The sequence below is a fragment of the Burkholderia sp. SIMBA_062 genome (assembly GCF_046534765.1).
Taxonomy (GTDB): Bacteria; Pseudomonadota; Gammaproteobacteria; order Burkholderiales; family Burkholderiaceae; genus Burkholderia; species Burkholderia ambifaria.
The window spans coordinates 351,989-368,708 of record NZ_JAWRYD010000002.1 but is presented as its reverse complement, the minus strand read 5'-3'; the positions used below and the strand labels follow the sequence as shown (position 1 = coordinate 368,708).

Below are 16,720 nucleotides of genomic sequence, written 5' to 3'. Positions count from 1 at the left end.
GTGTCGAGGGCGCCGGGCGTCAGGCCGGGCTCAGCCATAGGGTCGCGAGCGGCGGCAGGCGCAAGGTGGCCGACCACGACTCGCCGTGCGACGGCACGTCCTCGGTCCACACGGCGCCGTCGTTGCCGGCGTTCGTGCCGCCGTACACGGCGGCATCGGTGTTCATCAGTTCGCGCCAGTGCCCGGGCGCGGGCAGCCCGACGCGGTAGCCGGGGCGCGGCACGGGCGTGAAATTGCAGACCGCGACGACGAGGCGCCCGGTATCGTCGCGGCGCGCGAACGCGAACACGCTGTTGTCGCGATCGTCGCCGATCAGCCAGAAAAAACCGGACGCGTGACAGTCGAGCGCGTGCAGCGCCGGCTCGGCCGCGTACGCGCGGTTCAGGTCGCGCACGAGCCGCTGCACGCCGCGATGCGCGGGTGCGTCGAGCAGGTCCCAGTGCGGCGTCGCATCGTGCGCGAACTCGGCCCATTGCGCGAATTCGCTGCCCATGAACAGCAGCTTCTTGCCCGGATGCGCCCACATGAAGCCGAAGTACGCGCGCAGCGTCGCGAGCCGCTGCCACGCGTCGCCCGGCATCTTCACGGCGAGCGAGCCCTTGCCGTGCACGACCTCGTCGTGCGACAGCGGCAGCACGAATCGTTCGGAGAACGCATAGACAAGGCCGAACGTCATCCGGTCGTGGTGATAGCGGCGATGGATCGGATCCTCGCGCACATACGACAGCGTGTCGTGCATCCACCCCATGTTCCATTTGAAGTCGAAGCCGAGCCCGCCGTCGCCGGTCGGCGCCGTGACACCCGGCCACGCGGTCGATTCCTCCGCGAAGGTGACGACGCCCGGCGGCGCGAGCGAACCGTGCAGCGTGTCGTTGAGCGTGCGCAGGAACGCGACGGATTCGAGGTTCTCGCGCCCGCCGTGGATGTTCGGCACCCATTCGCCTTCGTTGCGCGAATAGTCGCGGTACAGCATCGACGCGACCGCGTCGACGCGGATCCCGTCGACGTGATAGCGGCGCGCCCACGCGAGCGCCGACGCGATGAGGAACGCGCCGACCTCGTTGCGCCCGAGGTTGAATACGCAGGTGTTCCAGTCCGGGTGCATGCCTTCGCGCGGATCGGCGTGCTCGTAGAGCGCGCTGCCGTCGAATTGCGCGAGGCCGTGCGCGTCGTTCGGGAAGTGCGCGGGCACCCAGTCGACGATCACGCCGATGCCGGCCGCGTGCGCGCGGTCGACGAAGCGCGCGAAGCCGTCGACCGGCCCGAAGCGCGCGGAGGGCGCGAACTGCGCGAGTGGCTGATAGCCCCACGAGCCGCCGAACGGGTATTCGGAAATCGGCATGAATTCGACGTGCGTGAAGCCCATGCCGCGCACGTACGGGATCAGCCGCTCGGCGAGTTCGTCCCAGGTCGCGCTGCGATCCATCTCCTCGGGCACGCGCTGCCACGATTCCGGATGCACCTCGTAGATCGACCACGGGATGCGAAAGCGGCGCTCCGCGGGCGGCCGCGCGTGCAGCCAGCCGTGGTCGTGCCACGCGAACGCGTCGAGCGCCGCGGTGTCGGCGACGACGGACGCGGTGCGTGGCGGCGCTTCGGTCGCGCGCGCGCAGGGGTCGGCCTTGTGCGGCAGCACGCGTCCGTCGGCCGCGCGCAGCTCGTACTTGTAGTGTTCGCCGGCGCCGATGCCCGGCACGAACAGCTCCCATACGCCCCACGGCTGCCGCAGCCGCATCGGGTGCCGGCGGCCGTCCCACATGTTGAAGTCGCCGACGACCGATACGCGCTGCGCGTTCGGCGCCCACACCGCGAAGCGCACGCCGTCGGTGCCGTCGACGCGGGTGGGCGTCGCGCCGAGGCAGTCGAGCACGGCGGTCGGGTCGCCGGCCGCGAAACGCGCGAGCGCCGCGTCGTCGAGCAGCGTGCCGAACGCGTACGCGTCCTCGGTGATCTGGCGCGTGTCCGGCCAGTCGATGGCCAGCCGGTAACGGCCGTCGTGTGCGATCGTCCCGGCGAAGCAGCCGGCGTCGTCGACGCACGCGAGCGCGCCGAGTTCTTCGCCGTCGGGCGTCACCGCGCGCACGCGCCGCGCGCCGGGCAGCAGCGCGCGCACGACGACCCGGCCCGCGTCGGCGTGCGGGCCGAGACACGCGAACGGGTCCGGATGGCGGCCGGCGAGCAGCGCGTCGATGTCGGTGCGGTCGAACAGCGTGTCGGTCATCGGTTGCCTCCGTGGTCGGGCGCGCGGTCGGTTGCGAGCAGGCGTTCGATCAGCGCGGCGAGCCCGCCGACCGGCACGCCGAGCCAGTCGGGGCGGTTCGCGGCTTCGTAGCACAGCTCGTACGACGCCTTGTCGATCAGGAACAGCGCGAGCAGGCGGTCCGCGTAACGCGGGTCGACGAAGCGCTCGGGCGCCTGATCGGCGGCCGCGCGATAGCATTCGACGAAGCGGTCGGCGGCGGCCTGCCCGAAGCGGTCGAACAGCGCGCGCTTGCGGCCGGCCGTCTGCGGCGGCGCCTTCTCGATCGCGAACTGCGCGGTTGCGCTCACGTACGACAGCGAGCGCAGCAGGCCGGCCACGTCGCGCAGCGGATGCGATTTCGCGCGGCGCCGGTCGAGCGGGCGCGCCGGCTCGCCTTCGAAGTCGATCAGCAGCGCGTCGCCTTGCACGTCGAGCACCTGGCCGAGATGGAAATCGCCGTGAATGCGCGTGCATTGCGCATCGAGCGTGCGCGGCACGAGTTCGCCGATGGCCTGGACGGCCGCGTCGCGCGACGCGAGCAGCGTGTCCGCCGCCGCGCGGTTGACCGGATCGAGCCTGTCGAGCTGCGTGCGCAGCACGTCGAGCGCGCGCTCGAACGACGCGATCGCATCCACGCACCAGCCGTCGACGTGCTCGGACGTCGCGGCTTCGGGCGCGAACGCGGGATCGTCGGACGGTTGCGCGAGCGCGACGTGCAACTGGCCGAGCCGCGTGCCGATGATGCCCGCGAACGCCGCGTAGCCGAGCAGCGAATCGGGTTCGTCGTCGGTTTCGGCCGCGTCGCCGTCGCCCGCGGCCGGCAGCGCGAGCTCGTCGATCGCGCGCCGCAGGAAGTCGAACGAACGCGTCCACGCGTCGCCCTGGTTGTCGACGTAGCGCTGCAGAATCGCGACCGTATGCGGCGTGCCGTCCGGATCGACGTGCACGACTTCACCGGCGAGCGTCGCGGTGTTCGCATAGCCGATCCGCGTCAGGTGCCGGCTCATCTCCGCTTCCGGATGGATGCCGTGCGCGACCTTGCGCACGAGCTTCAGCACGATCGCGTCGCCGATCACGAGCGAGCTGTTGCTCTGCTCGGCCGCGAGCCAGCGCACCTCGGCCTCGTCGCCGGGATCGAGCCCGGCGAGCGCGTGCTCGGGCAGGAAGTCGAGGCGGCCGCCGTCGGACGTCGGCACCGTCGCGCCGCCGCGCAGCTTGCGCAGCATCCCGCGCGCGAACGCGGGCAGCGCGAACGCGTCGGTCAGGTAGCCGACCGTATGGCCGCGCCGCACGCGGGCGAGCGCGAGCTGCGCGAACAGCGGATGCGAGGTCTCGCCGCCCCACGCGGTGGCGAGCGGCACGACATAGCGCTCGACGCCGCCGCCGCTCGCGGACACCCATGCCTCCGCATACTGGAACGGTTCGTCCGGCATCGGCGTGACGACGTTCAGCCACGCGTCGCCGATCTTGCGGTCCTTCGATGCGAACCAGCGCCGCCGCGTGAGCCACGACGCGAGCGCATCATGCGCGAGCGTGTGCAGTTGCCCGACGTCGGGCCGCGCGTCGCCGCGCCGCATCACGATCGTCACGTATTCGGGCAGCGGCTCCGCGTGCGGCTGTCGCCACGACGGCTCGCGGCCGTGCTCGGACAGCACGAACCACAGGAACCCATACGGCGGAAAGGTCAGCAGGTACGTGAGCTGCCCGATCGGCGGAAACGCCGAGTCCGACGTCATCTCGATCGGCACGCGGCCCGCGAATTCGGACAGGTCGAGCTCGACCGCCTGCGACGCGCGCGACAGGTTCGCGACGCACAGCACCGTCTCGTGGCCTTCGAGCTCGCGCAGGTACGCGAGCACCTTGCGGTTATCCGGACGCAGGAAACGGATCGTGCCGCGGCCGAACGACTGCGTCGCGCGGCGCGTCGACAGGATCCGGCGGGTCCAGTTCAGCAGCGAATGCGGGTCGCGCGTCTGCGCCTCGACGTTGACCGCGTCATAGCCGTACAGCGCGCCCATCACGGGTGGCAGCACCAGCAGTTCCGGGTCCGCGCGCGAGAAGCCGCCGTTGCGGTCGGACGACCATTGCATCGGCGTGCGCACGCCGTCGCGGTCGCCCAGGTGGATGTTGTCGCCCATGCCGAGCTCGTCGCCGTAGTAGATCACCGGCGTGCCGGGCATCGACAGCAGCAGCGAGTTGATCAGCTCGATGCGGCGCCGGTCGCGCTCCATCAACGGCGCGAGGCGGCGCCGGATCCCGAGGTTGATACGTGCGCGGCGGTCGCTCGCATAGGTCTGCCACAGCAGGTCGCGCTCCGAGTCGGTCACCATCTCGAGCGTCAGCTCGTCATGGTTGCGCAGGAACACGGCCCACTGGTTGCTCGGCGCGAGCGCCGGGGTCTGCCGCATGATGTCGATGATCGGGAAGCGGTCCTCGCTCGCGATCGACATGTAGATGCGCGGCATCAGCGGGAAGTGGAACGCCATGTGGCATTCGTTCTCTTCACCGAAATATTCCTGCACGTCCTCCGGCCACTGGTTCGCTTCCGCGAGCAGCATCCGGTTCGGATACTCGGCGTCGATCGTTGCGCGGATCCGCTTCAGGATCGCATGCGTTTCCGGCAGGTTCTCGTTGTTGGTGCCTTCGCGCTCGACCAGGTACGGCACCGCGTCGAGCCGCAGCCCGTCGATGCCGAGATCGAGCCAGAAGCGCATCACCTGGATCACCTCGCGCACGACGGCCGGGTTGTCGAAGTTCAGGTCCGGCTGGTGCGAGTAGAAGCGGTGCCAGTAGTACTGGCCGGCGATCGGGTCGTGGGTCCAGTTGGATGTTTCGGTATCCAGGAAGATGATCCGCGTGCCCGCGTATTTCGTGTCGGTGTCGGACCACACGTAGTAGTCGCGATGCATCGAGCCGGGCTTCGCGCGCCGCGCGCGCTGGAACCACGGATGCTGGTCCGACGTGTGGTTGATCACGAGCTCGGTGATCACGCGGATGCCGCGCGCGTGCGCTTCGCGAATGAAGCGCCGCACGTCGGCGAGCGTGCCGTAGTCGGGATGCACGTCGCGGTAGTCGGCGATGTCGTAGCCGTCGTCGCGGCGCGGCGACGGGTAGAACGGCAGCAGCCAGATCGTGTCGACGCCGAGCTCGGCGATGTAGTCGAGCTTCATGATCAGGCCGGGGAAGTCGCCGATCCCGTCGTTGTTCGAGTCGTAGAACGACTTCACGTGCACCTGGTAGATGATCGCGTCCTTGTACCACAGCGGATCGTCCGCGCAGAGCGCGGGCGCGCGGCGCCGCGAACGGCGCCGGCGCGGCGTGCCGGCCGGTGCGAGGGACGGGAACTGCGCGCGGCGCACGTCGTCGAGGGGATCTTCGCGTTTCATCATCCGTGTGCTCCGGAATGGCCCCGGGCGTCGGCCGGGTCGGGCGCCTCAATTCGTGCGGCGCCGGGAGACGGCGCGAGCCGCCAGATCGCATACGGCCGCACATGCGGGTCGAGCGATACGTACTGGCGATGCCCGCGCCAGGTTTCGGCATGCGCGGCGTCCTGTTCGAGCGCGTCGAGCGGCTCGCCGTCGACGAGCCCGAAGCCGCGCCACAGCGCCGCATCGAGCGTGAAATTAGCGGCCTGCGGATGCCACGGGTCGAGGCTGATCGCGACCGCGACGACGCTGTCGTGCGCGGGCGTCGCCTTCACGAACACCAGCACCTGGTCGTTGTCCGCATCGACGAAGGTGAGGCCGAGATGGGTCTGCAGCGCCGGATGGTCGCGCCGCGCGCGGTTCAGCCGCGCGACTTCGGCGCCGATGTGCGCGGCCTTGCGCCAGTCGCGAACGCGCAGCTCGTATTTCTCCGCGTCCGCGTATTCCTCGCTGTCGGGCAGCGGCGCCGATTCACCGATCTCGAAGCCCGAGTACAGGCCCCATGACCCGGCGAGCGTCGCCGCCAGCGCCGCGCGGATCACGAACTGCGAGCGCGGCGCGTTCTGCAGGTGGCGCGGATTGATGTCGGGCGTGTTCACGAAGAAGTTCGGCCGGAAGAACTCGCGCACGGGGCCGGCCGTCAGCTCGGTCAGGTAGTCGATGAATTCGCGCTTCGTCTCGCGCCACGTGAAATACGTGTACGACTGCGAGAAGCCGATCTTCGCGAGCCGGTACATCATCCCCGGCCGCGTGAACGCCTCCGACAGGAACACCACGTCCGGATGCTTGCCGCGCACGTCCGCGATCATCCACGCCCAGAACGGCAGCGGCTTCGTGTGCGGATTGTCGACGCGGAAGATCCGCACGCCGGCGTCGACCCAGAACAGCACCGCGTCGCGCAGCGCGACCCACAGGCCGGGCAGCGCATCGGGCGCGTAGAAATCGGGATTCACGATGTCCTGGTAGCGCTTCGGCGGATTCTCCGCGTAGCGCAGCGAGCCGTCGGGCCGCCACGCGAACCAGCCCGGATGCGCGGCGAGCCACGGATGATCGGGCGAGCACTGGATCGCGAAGTCGAGCGCGATCTCGAGCCCCTGCGCATGCGCCGCGTCGACCAGCGTGCGGAACGACGCGAGCGTGCCGAGCTGCGGATGCACGGCGGTGTGGCCGCCTTCGGGCGAGCCGATCGCGTACGGGCTGCCGACGTCGTCGGGGCTGGCCTTCAGCGTGTTGTTGCGGCCCTTGCGCGCGGTCGTGCCGATCGGATGGATCGGCGGGAAATACAGCACGTCGAAACCCATGTCGCGGATGCGCGGCAATTGCGCGATCACGTCGTCGAACGTGCCGTGCCGGTGCGCGTCGTTGCTCGCCGAGCGCGGGAACATCTCGTACCAGCTCGAGAAGCGCGCGGCGCGGCGTTCGACGTCGACCGGGTAGACGGCGTCGTCGTGCGTGACGAACGGCCGGTAGCGCAGCGCCGCGTACGCATCGGCGAGCGCGGGCGCGCCGAGCAGTTCGAGCCGCTCGTCGGGCGACGCGTCCTTGAATTCGGCGGTGAGCTGTTCCATTCGGGTGCGCGCGCGCCGGTCGACCGGATCGGCGTGCTTCAGGGCGGTCGCGAGCAGCAGTTGCGCCTCGCGTACCTCCAGCGTCACGTCCTGGCCGGCCGCGCGCTTCTTCGCGATGTCGGTGACGAGCGATGCCCAGTCGTCGCGCCATGCGATCACGCGGAACGCGTGGCGGCCGAGCCGGTCGAGTGAGATGCGCGCGTGCCAGCGATCGTTCGGCTCCGCGACGAACGGCACTTCGCGCCATGCGTCTTCGTCGTCCGCCCGCCATTGCAGCGCGGCCGCGAGATGCGCATGGCCGTCCGTGAAGATCGATGCGTGCACAACCAGTGTTTCGCCGATCACGCGCTTGATCGCGAAACGGCCGCCGTCGACCGCCGGCTCGACGCGTTCGATCGCGATCCGGTCGGCCGCGAGCGCGGCCGACAGCGCGGTGCGCTCGCCCGCGGCATCGGTGCGAGCGAGCGCGGGCGGCGCGCGCCGCGCGTCGAACAGCGCATAGCCGCCGGGCTCGAGCGTGAAGGCTTCCAGCGCGACCTGCGCGACCGGCGCGGGCTTGCGCGCGCCGTTCGGTGGCGAGACGTGCGTGAAGCCGCCCGGCACGCCGGGCAGGATCGCCGCGGGATCGACGTGCGTCGGCGCATCCAGATCGGGATTCAGCGCGATCAGCAGCGCCGTGTCGTCGTGTTCGAGCGACGGGCCCCTGCCGCGCAGCAGCGCCGTCGCGCGCGCGCCCGGCGCGCTCAGTTGCGCGATTTCGCCGCGCTCGGCCGCGAGCGGTGTCGCGCGGCGCCATGCATTCGCGTCGGCGATCGCGCCGGACAGGTCGAAGCGCGCGTCGTCCAGCGCGGCGCGGTAGCGTGCGGCGTCCGCGTCGCGCGCCATCAGCGGCAGCGCGACGCCGCGCTCGAAGCCCATCGGCACGAGCCAGCCGGTGCCGACCGCGGCAGCGGTCCACAACGCGCGGTGGTACACGCGAGCGACCGTCTCGTCCGGCGCGGTATTCCAGTTGTCGGCGAGGCGCGGGCCTTCGATCGAGTCGGGAAACGCGATCGGCGAGCCGATGCGCCGCAGCAGCCGGTGTTCGTCGACGAACCACGGCGCGTGCAGGTCCCACCAGCGTACCGACGAGAACACCGCATCGAAGCCGGCCGCCTCGAGCTGCGCGAGCGCGTCGCGCGCATGGCCGGGCACGCCGGCCAGCACCGCGACGTCCGGGCGCGCGCGGCGCAGCGCCGCGCGCCAACCGGGCCACCACGCGGCCGGCAGGTGCTGCGGCGCGTCGATCAGGAATCCCGACGCACCGGCATCCGCGAACGTGGCGAGGTGCGTGCACCACCACGCGGACAGCGCGTCGTGCGCGGCGTCTTCGCCGACCTGGGCATGCGCGGCATCCATTTCATGGGCGGCGCTGCGCGGATCGATCAACGCGTCGTCGTGCGTGCGCTCCACGTACCAGTCCGGATGCTCGGCGCGCAGCGGATTGTTACGCGCGATGCGGTCCGGCACCACTTCGAGCAGCATGCGCAGCCCGTGGCCGTGCGCGAGCTGCGCGAGCCGCGAGAACGTCTCGAGCGCGCCGGCGCGCGTCGCGAACGTCGCGGCCGGCAGGTGGAAGTCGGCGACGTGGCGTGGGAACCCCGCGACGCTGGCGGCCCAGAAGCCGCCGATCAGCACGTGGTCGAAGCCCATGCCGGCGATGTGCGCGAACGTGTCGGGCCATGCATCGAGCGGGCCGACGAGGCGGGCGTCGCAGAAGTAGATGTGAGGAGCGAAGGGCGATGTGGCGTTCATGGGTGGCGTGTGCGGGCGGCGGCCGGATCGGCAACAGGTATGCCCGCCGCAATGCGTGTTCCTGCGACGATGCGGACGGCGCGGCAAGCGCTCCCGCGCGATTCGCGGCGGCTCGGATGGTCGTTTTTTGCATCCTGGGGCGCGGTGTCGGCGCTTTTACGCGGGGTCGCGTGATCGAGGAGGCGGCCGCCCGAGTGAAACTTTTGCCAATGGCGTCGAGCGGCCGATGAAAAACTCGGCGCACGCGTGGCATCGTCGCGGCAACCGGCAAGCAACCGATTGCGCCACGCAACGCACCCTCACATGCGCGGAATCGATCGAATCTCCGAACTGTCTCCAGTAGCCGGATCATCGTCCGCTTCCGGAATCGGCACGCCGGGGTCGTAGCGCACCGCCGCCCCGTGCTCGATCCGGTGCGCGAACGACGGCGGAGTGTCGACCTCGTCGCCGAAGCGCGCACGCACGAACGCGCGCAGCAGTGCGGTGCGCACGTCCGGCGAGCGCGCCGCACAGGTCGACGGGCCGTCGATGAAGCTGGCGTCGCATTCGACGCCGTCGTCGCGCCGCGCGATCCGCAGGTCGGCCACGCGCTCGAGCACCGCGCCCGCATCGGCCCACGACGCCGATGGCGCGAAATGCGCGTCGAGGCGGCGCAGCGCGTCGCACGCGCCGGTCAGGATCACCTTCGGGTCGACGGCCGTGAAGCACAGCGTGTCTTCATCATCCGCGCACAATGCGCGCGCGCACCAGTAATCGAGGGCTGTTCCGGCGAGTTCGTCGGTTCGCATCGGCAAGCTCCGTCAGGTTTCATCAGGCAGGGCCGCTCGTCGCGCAAGCGGCGTGCCCGGCGTTGCACGCATGCGCGCGACGAGCGGGTAGTGATCGGATGCACGCCGCGCGCGCACGCTGCGATGCACGTTCACGTCGACCAGCCACTCGCCGGGATGGATCCAGATCCGGTCGAGCGAGAACATCGGGTAGAGCGTCGGGAACGTGCGCGGCGCCGGCGCGCGCCGGAACCGCGTGACGAGCGCCCGCAGCGCGCGGCCGCGCACGAACCATTCGTTGATGTCGCCCATCAGGATCACCGGCATCGCGCCGGTGTCGAATGCGGCGAGCAGCCGCTGCACCTGCGCGCTGCGCTCGCTCGCCGACAGCCCGAGATGCGTCGCGACCACGCGGATCGTGCCCGCGCTGCAGTCGATGTCCGCATCGAGCGCGCCGCGCGGCTCCCGCTGGTGAAACGACAGGTCCAGCGTGCGCGCCGCGCGAACCGGGCAGCGCGACAACACCGCATTGCCGTAGCGGCGCTCGGGCGTGTCGATGGTCGGGCCGGCCACCGCATGCATGCCGGTGGCGTCGCGCAGATGCGCGAGCACGTCGGGCGCGTGCGTGCCGCCGAGCGGCACTTCCTGGAGCGCGATCACGTCCGCGTCGAGCTCGTGGATCACATGCGCGATGCGGTCGGCCGCGCGCGTATGCCACGCGCCGTAGCCGCCGCGGATGTTGTATGTCGCGATCCGCAGGTCGCGCCCGCCCGGCGCGGCGGCGGGCGGGCTGTCGGACGTGACGATGTCCGGCGGCGGGGCCCGGTGCACGCTCAGCGCCATCGTCGCAGCACCCTGACGAGCAGCACCGATACGCCGACCAGCACCGCGCCGATCGCCGCGAGCCACGCGAACGCGCCGGGCCCCGGATGGCTGAATGCGGCGGTCAGCTGGTGCGCGAACGTGACGGTCAGCACGATCCCGGGCAGCATCCCGATCGCGGTGCCGACCAGATAGTCGCGCAGGCCGATGTGCGATGCGCCGGCCACCAGGTTCACGATCGTAAACGGCGCGATCGGCAGCAGCCGCAGCACGGCCATCGCGACCACGCCGCGCCGGCCGATGTGTTCGCTGAGCCGGTTCGCGCGCGCGCCGGCGAGCCGGCGCACCGCGTCGCGCCCGAGCCAGCGTCCGATCCCGTAGGTCGCGGCGGCGGCCCCCATCGTGCCGAGCGCCGCATACGCGAAGCCCGGCCACGCGCCGAACACCAGGCCCGTCACGGTGATCAGCAGCGTGATCGGCACCGACAGCGTTGCCGCGACCACGTAGCCGGCCAGCAGCAGCGCGGGCGCGCCGGGCAACTGCGCGGCGTGAGCGGCCGCTCGCGCGAGCGATGCGATGTTCAGTTCCTTGCCGAGCGGCGAGAAGCGCCACGCGAGCGCCAGCGCCGCGACCAGCAGCACGGCCGCGCCGAGCACGAAGAAGCGGGCGGTCAGCGAGCGGTGTTGCTCATGCGGCACGAACTCGCGGACGAAGCGGTCCGGCTCGATCGGCTGCTCGGGGTCGAGCCGCGCGCTGACCGGCACCAGCGCGTCGAGTTGCGGCGTCACGGCCGGCTCGAGCGTGCACAGCGTGCGGCCGGGCTTGTCGCGCAACCGGTCGAGCACGGTATTCGGACGTTCGTCATGCGCGAGCGCAGCGGCAACCTCGGCCGGCGTCGTGTCGAGATGTTCGGCCAGCAGCCGGTCGCGCAAGCCGGCAATCGCGGTGCGGACGCGCGGCTCGCCGGCCGCGACGAGCGCGATGCAGCATTCGGTGTCGAGCACCATCGACCGGTTGTTCAGGTTCGCGCTGCCGATCACGATGCATTCGTCGTCGGCGATCGCGACCTTGCTGTGCACGTTCACACAGGCGTCGCCGAGCCCGTCGACATGCGGATACAGCAGCCGGTAGCGGTCGAAGCGGTCGGCGGCCTTGAGCGTACCGTGCAGCCGCGCGCGCAGTACGCCCATCGTCGCTTCCTGCAGCCAGCCGCTCTGCACGCGCGGCGCGACGACCGTCACGTCGGGCCCATCCGGATCGGCGAGCCGCTCGGACAGCGTTTCGCGCACCACCGCCGCGGTGAAATACTGGTTCTCGATATACAGGTGCCGGCGCGCGGCGCGAATCGTGTCCTCGACGAGCGCGGACACCTGCCGCACCGGCTCGCGGTCGCGGTGGCGCGGCGCCGTGTAGGCGATGCCGAGCCACACGTCGCGCAGGTCGACGCGCGCGTCGGGCGGCCACGGATCGACGTCTTCCTCACGATCGAGATGCCGCTGCGCGCGGATCGCGATCGGACGCCCGCATGCATTGAACCAGCGCACGCGCACCTGCTTGCCGATCGCGGCGGCCGCGTCGCCGTCGAACATCGCCTGCACGTCGTGAAACGGCCCGTACGGCATCCCGTGCGCGTCGCGGCGGCGCGGATCGTCGGCTGCGTGCGCGGGCGTATCCCAGCGTGCGCGCGTCAGGTCGAGCCCGCCGACGAACGCGAGCCGGTCGTCGATCACGACGAGCTTCTGGTGATGCGATGCGCCGCGCGGATGCGTGTCGTCGAGCCGGAACCGGATGCCGCGATGCGCGCGCCACCCGGCGCGATAGACGGGCGGCCAGTCGCGCTCGAGCGCATAGATCATCGCGAAGTCCCACGCGAGCACGTAGATGCGCAGGTTGTGCCGCGACGACGCAAGGGCGTGCAGAAATGCCGCGAGCGTGTCGGGCAACGCGTCGCCGGCGTCGGCAGGCGGGAGGTGCATCCGGCTGTCGACGTCCCAGCCGACGATGAACACCGTATGGCGCGCGCGGAGCAGCGCGGCACGCAGCGTCGCGAAATAGGCGTCGCCGTCCACCAGCATCGCGAACCGGTCCGCATGGCGGATCGTGTCGCAATTGCGCCCGCGTTCGAGCAGCCCGTGGCGCAGCGGCTCGTCCCTGCGCGACGGGTCGGCTGTCGCGTCATCGGAGCGCGGCGTCGCGACGGTGGCGAGCGTCGTGCGTGCCGGCACGATCATCGGGTGTCGACGTCCCGGTCGCCGTCGATGCGTTGCAGCAGCGCGTCGCAACGCGCGCGCAGCGCCTGCAGTTGCGGCGAATCGGCGTCGAGCCGGATGCGTTCGCCACTGTCCGGATCGCCGTACGCGCATGCGATCTCGTAGATGCCTCGCGCAATCGTGGCGGATGCGTCGACGATCCTGATCCGGTCGAGCCAGCCGCATTCGGCGTGATGGCACACGAGCCACGCGCGCAGCGCGCCGACCGTCTGGCTGGTCGTCAGCCACGCGCCGCCGCGCATGCGCGCCGTCAACTGGCTCGTGACGAGGTAGGAGAGCAGGTCGGTCTGAATCACGCAAAACTCCTTGAAGAAGTATCGGGGTGGCAGGTCCGCACGCCGGCGATGCCTTGCAGCGCCGCGCAGATCGCCGCAAATTCCGCGCCGCTCGTACGCGAGAACGACACCGAGATGTCGTCGGTGTCCGGATCGTCGTCCGACTGCTGGACGATGAATCGCTTCACGCGCACGCGGCCGGTGCCGAGCGTGTCGTGCAGCGTGCCGAGCGTCAGGCCGCCGCGCTGGACGACGAGCCGCAGCGTGCGCTGCTGCCGCTGCTTGATGAAGCGGCGCTCGAGCGGCTTCACGCCCGCCAGGATTACCAGCACGATCACGGTCGCGCCGAGCGATGCAACGTACATGCCGCCGCCGACCGCTAGACCGACACCGGCCACCGCCCACAGGCTCGCGGCGGTCGTCAGCCCGCGCACGACTTCGCCGCGCAGCAGGATCGAGCCGGCACCGAGAAAGCCGATGCCCGATACCACCTGCGCGGCGACCCGTGACGGGTCGAGCACGACGCCGCTCTGGCCGTGCACGTCTTCGAAGCCGAACGTGGAGACGAGCATCACGAGTGCCGAGCCGACGCATACCAGCATGTGCGTGCGCAAGCCGGCGGCCCAGTTGAGCCGCTCGCGTTCGAGTCCGATCACGCTGCCGAGCAGCGCGGCGAGCAGCAGGCGTCCGAGGAGTTCGATATGGCCGATCATCGTGGCCTCCTTTTGTTTGGCGTACTGGAGCGGTTCAATACCGGTTCGATGCCCGGTTTGCTGTCCAATAGGGACGCAAGCCCCGTGCCGGATCGGCCGGTACCGGGCATGCCGCGTGCGCGCGGGGCCGACGGCGCGCGCGGCGATCATGCGGCGCGCATTTTTTGCATCTCCATCGCAGATAAGTACAGGGGGCCAGGATGCAACATCAACACGACGCACAGGTTTGCGACCCGTACCGGGGCCACGAGATTCGCGTATGGGCGCGCCGCAACGCGCGTGGCGCGTGGGACGACGAGGTGCAGGTGTATGTCGACGGCGCGCGCATCGAGGTGTACGTACCCGAGCCGGTCGGCCCCGAGTGGCTGACCGAGGACGAGGCGCTGCGGGCGGGCGTCGAGCGCGGGCGCTATCTGGTCGACAAGCGCGTCGATGACGACTGATCCCACCGGCATGGTGTTGGCACGCGCCTCCGGCATGGAGTCGCGTGCCCGACGGGAGCGAAGCCGGGGAAGGCGATCGCGGAGATCCGGACGATGCGGGTCAGGCGGACGATTCAGGCATTACGGCCGCGCCGCGATCTCATCCAGATGCCACAGCAGATCGGCCGGGTCGTCATACACGCGCAGCGCCCCTGCGCGTTCAAGCTCGTCGCTGCCGTAACCACCCGACAGCAGCCCGACGCCGAGCGCCCGGCAGCGGCTCGCGGCGAGCATGTCCCAGATGCTGTCGCCGACCACGACCGTATGTTCGATCGGCACGTTCAGTTTCGCGGCGGCGGTCAGGAACAGGTCGGGATCCGGCTTCGCATACTTGACCTGGTCGCGCGTGACGACCACGTTCTTCGCCGGATCGACGCCGAGCGCCTCCAGATTGATCGCGGCGGTTTCCATCCGCCCGCTGGTCGCGATCGCCCAGCGAATGCCGGCATTCGTCAGCGCGGCCAGCAGCTCGCGTGCGCCCGGCAACGGCCGGACCTGTGCGCGCAGCCGCTGGTACGCGGCTGCATGCAGCCGCGCGAGCCGCTCGACGCGCTCGGCGTCGATGTCGCCGGCCGTCTCGCGCAGCAGCTGGTTCAGGAACAGGCCACCGCTCATCCCGATCTTGCGGTGGATGCGCCACACCGACAGTTCGATGCCCTCGGCATCGAGCGCCTCCTTCCACGCGAGCACGTGCTGATAGACGCTGTCGACGAGCGTGCCGTCGAGATCGAACAGAAATGACGTTTCAATGCGCATGTGAAGCTCCTTGCCCGATGGCGTTTGGGCGATTCGTTAGGGGGAAAGCGGATTCGACCCATTATCGGCGCATGGCCGTGTCATTGCCGTGTTCGCGCATCGCGGCCGGCAGCGGCGTGCGAAGCGCCGCTGGTACAATCGCGCCGATGCGCCGGGCCGGCCGCCCGCGCCACAACCTTCGTCGAATTCCCGTATGGCAACTCCGGACGCCGTCAGTTCCGAACAGTCGTGGTGGGGCGTTCTGGCCCTGGCACTCACTGCCTTCATTTTCAACACCACCGAATTCGTGCCCGTCGCGCTGCTGAGCGCGATCGGCGACAGCCTGCAGATGCAGCCGACCGCCGTCGGCCTGATGCTGACGATCTACGCGTGGGCCGTCGCCGTCGTGTCGCTGCCGTTGACGTTCGTCACGCGTCACGTCGAGCGCCGCAAGCTGCTGAGCTGCGCGCTGCTGGTGTTCATCGGCAGCCATGTCGTCACCGGCGTCGCGTGGAATTTCACGGTGCTGATGCTCGGCCGGCTCGGCATCGCATGCGCGCATGCGGTGTTCTGGTCGATTTCCGTCCCGCTGGCCGTGCGGCTCGCGCCGAGCGACCGCAAAAGCCGCGCGCTCGGCCTGCTCGCGATGGGCACGGCGACCGCGATGGTCGCCGGCATTCCGCTCGGGCGCGTGATCGGCGAGGCGCTCGGCTGGCGCGTCACGTTCCTCGTGATCGGCGGCGCGGCGGCCGTCGCGTTGCTGGCGCTGCGCATGACGCTGCCGACGCTCCCCAGCCAGGGCGCCGGTTCGCTCGCGAGCATCGGCACGTTCCTGCGCAAGCCGGCGCTGGTGTCGCTGTACGCGATCACCGTGCTGGTGATCTCCGCGCACTTCACGTCGTATACGTACATCGAGCCGTTCGTGCAGAGCGTCAATCATGCGAGCAGCAGCCGGATTACCTACGTGCTGATCCTGTTCGGCGTCGCGGGCGTGCCGGCCGCGCTCTGCTTCAATCGCGTGTTTCCGGAGCGGCCGGCGGAATTCCTGCTCGCGTCGATCATCGCGTTGTCGGCCTGTTTGCTGATCCTGTTCCCGAGCGCGCTGAACATCGTCACGCTGTCCGTTCACACGCTGGTGTGGGGCGGCGCGATCGTCTGCTTCGGTCTCGCGATGCAGGCGTGGGTGCTGAAGCTGGCGCCCGACGCGACCGATCTCGCCGTGTCGATCTTTTCCGGGCTGTACAACGTCGGGATCGGCGCGGGCGCGCTGCTCGGCAACCATATCGCCGGCGCGTTCGGGCTGCCGTGGATCGGCACGTTCGGCGGGGTCGTGGGGATCTTCTCGGCCGGGATCGCGTGGGCCGCGTTGCGGCTGCATGAGCGGCGGGCGGTGGCGTAGCGGGCCGATTCACCGTCGCGCCGGCGATCGCGTGAACGGGTTCGATACGTCGTTCGGGACGAAAGCCAATTTGTGCACTCGGCTGCCGGACGGTGCCGTGGTCAAGAGCGTCGCGAAGATCACGCTGGAGCCGCTCGTCACGCTGGTGTCGGTCAATTACGCATTCTGACCGGGGGATGCGACGGCGGCGATCGGGTTCGCAAGGAATCGGGCACGGCGATGGCATGG

12 protein-coding genes are annotated in these 16,720 nt (G+C 70.3%); 3 read left to right on the top strand and 9 right to left on the bottom strand.

The genetic code is table 11. The features are described 5' to 3' along the window. Positions 1–19: 19 nt before the first annotated feature. The 8 genes from glgB to SB786_RS03285 all read right to left on the bottom strand — a co-directional run bounded on the left by glgB (position 20) and on the right by SB786_RS03285 (position 13,876). On the bottom strand, positions 20–2,221 hold the full coding sequence (glgB, locus tag SB786_RS03320; RefSeq protein WP_410726166.1) for a 1,4-alpha-glucan branching protein GlgB: 2,202 nt from the start codon (positions 2,219–2,221) through the stop codon (positions 20–22). Beyond that, on the bottom strand, positions 2,218–5,628 hold the full coding sequence (gene treS, locus SB786_RS03315) for a maltose alpha-D-glucosyltransferase (RefSeq protein WP_410726188.1): 3,411 nt from the start codon (positions 5,626–5,628) through the stop codon (positions 2,218–2,220). Before treS ends, glgB begins: the two co-directional genes overlap by 4 nt. Next, a complete protein-coding gene (locus tag SB786_RS03310) occupies positions 5,628–9,029 on the bottom strand; it encodes a maltotransferase domain-containing protein (protein ID WP_410726165.1) in 3,402 nt (1,133 codons plus the stop codon). The genes treS and SB786_RS03310 overlap by 1 nt, the downstream gene beginning before the upstream one ends. Positions 9,030–9,328: 299 nt before the next feature. Continuing rightward, the gene (locus SB786_RS03305) at positions 9,329–9,817 is read right to left on the bottom strand and encodes a phage protein NinX family protein (RefSeq protein ID WP_410726164.1); all 489 of its coding nucleotides are present in this window, start codon (positions 9,815–9,817) and stop codon (positions 9,329–9,331) included. Positions 9,818–9,829: 12 nt separating this feature from the next. Beyond that, positions 9,830–10,639 (bottom strand): endonuclease/exonuclease/phosphatase family protein, encoded by an 810-nt coding sequence (locus SB786_RS03300; protein WP_410726163.1) that lies wholly within the window; start codon positions 10,637–10,639, stop codon positions 9,830–9,832. Beyond that, positions 10,630–12,849, bottom strand: coding sequence for a VTT domain-containing protein (locus tag SB786_RS03295; RefSeq protein ID WP_410726162.1), 2,220 nt, complete (start codon positions 12,847–12,849; stop codon positions 10,630–10,632). Before SB786_RS03295 ends, SB786_RS03300 begins: the two co-directional genes overlap by 10 nt. Continuing rightward, a complete protein-coding gene (locus SB786_RS03290; protein WP_410726161.1) occupies positions 12,846–13,184 on the bottom strand; it encodes a hypothetical protein in 339 nt (112 codons plus the stop codon). The genes SB786_RS03295 and SB786_RS03290 overlap by 4 nt, the downstream gene beginning before the upstream one ends. After that, on the bottom strand, positions 13,181–13,876 hold the full coding sequence (locus tag SB786_RS03285) for an MgtC/SapB family protein (RefSeq protein ID WP_410726160.1): 696 nt from the start codon (positions 13,874–13,876) through the stop codon (positions 13,181–13,183). The genes SB786_RS03290 and SB786_RS03285 overlap by 4 nt, the downstream gene beginning before the upstream one ends. A 200-nt stretch (positions 13,877–14,076) precedes the next feature. Between SB786_RS03285 and SB786_RS03280 the strand changes: the two genes are divergently transcribed. Further along, entirely contained in the window at positions 14,077–14,319 is a 243-nt protein-coding gene (locus tag SB786_RS03280; RefSeq protein WP_410726159.1) for a DUF6566 family protein, read from the top strand. A 120-nt stretch (positions 14,320–14,439) separates the two neighbouring features. Here SB786_RS03280 and SB786_RS03275 read toward each other — a convergent pair whose 3' ends face one another. Then, positions 14,440–15,114, bottom strand: a complete 675-nt coding sequence (locus SB786_RS03275) for an HAD family hydrolase (RefSeq protein ID WP_006753754.1) — start codon at positions 15,112–15,114, stop codon at positions 14,440–14,442. A gap of 193 nt (positions 15,115–15,307) precedes the next feature. Here SB786_RS03275 and SB786_RS03270 point away from each other — a divergent pair, with 193 nt between their 5' ends. Both SB786_RS03270 and SB786_RS03265 read left to right on the top strand, forming a co-directional pair. Then, positions 15,308–16,492: a sugar transporter gene (locus SB786_RS03270; protein ID WP_410726158.1), complete on the top strand. Its 1,185-nt coding sequence runs from the start codon at positions 15,308–15,310 to the stop codon at positions 16,490–16,492. Between the two features lie 31 nt (positions 16,493–16,523). Beyond that, complete coding sequence (locus SB786_RS03265; protein ID WP_410726157.1) at positions 16,524–16,661, top strand: hypothetical protein; 138 nt, start codon at positions 16,524–16,526, stop codon at positions 16,659–16,661. Positions 16,662–16,720 lie beyond the last annotated feature (59 nt).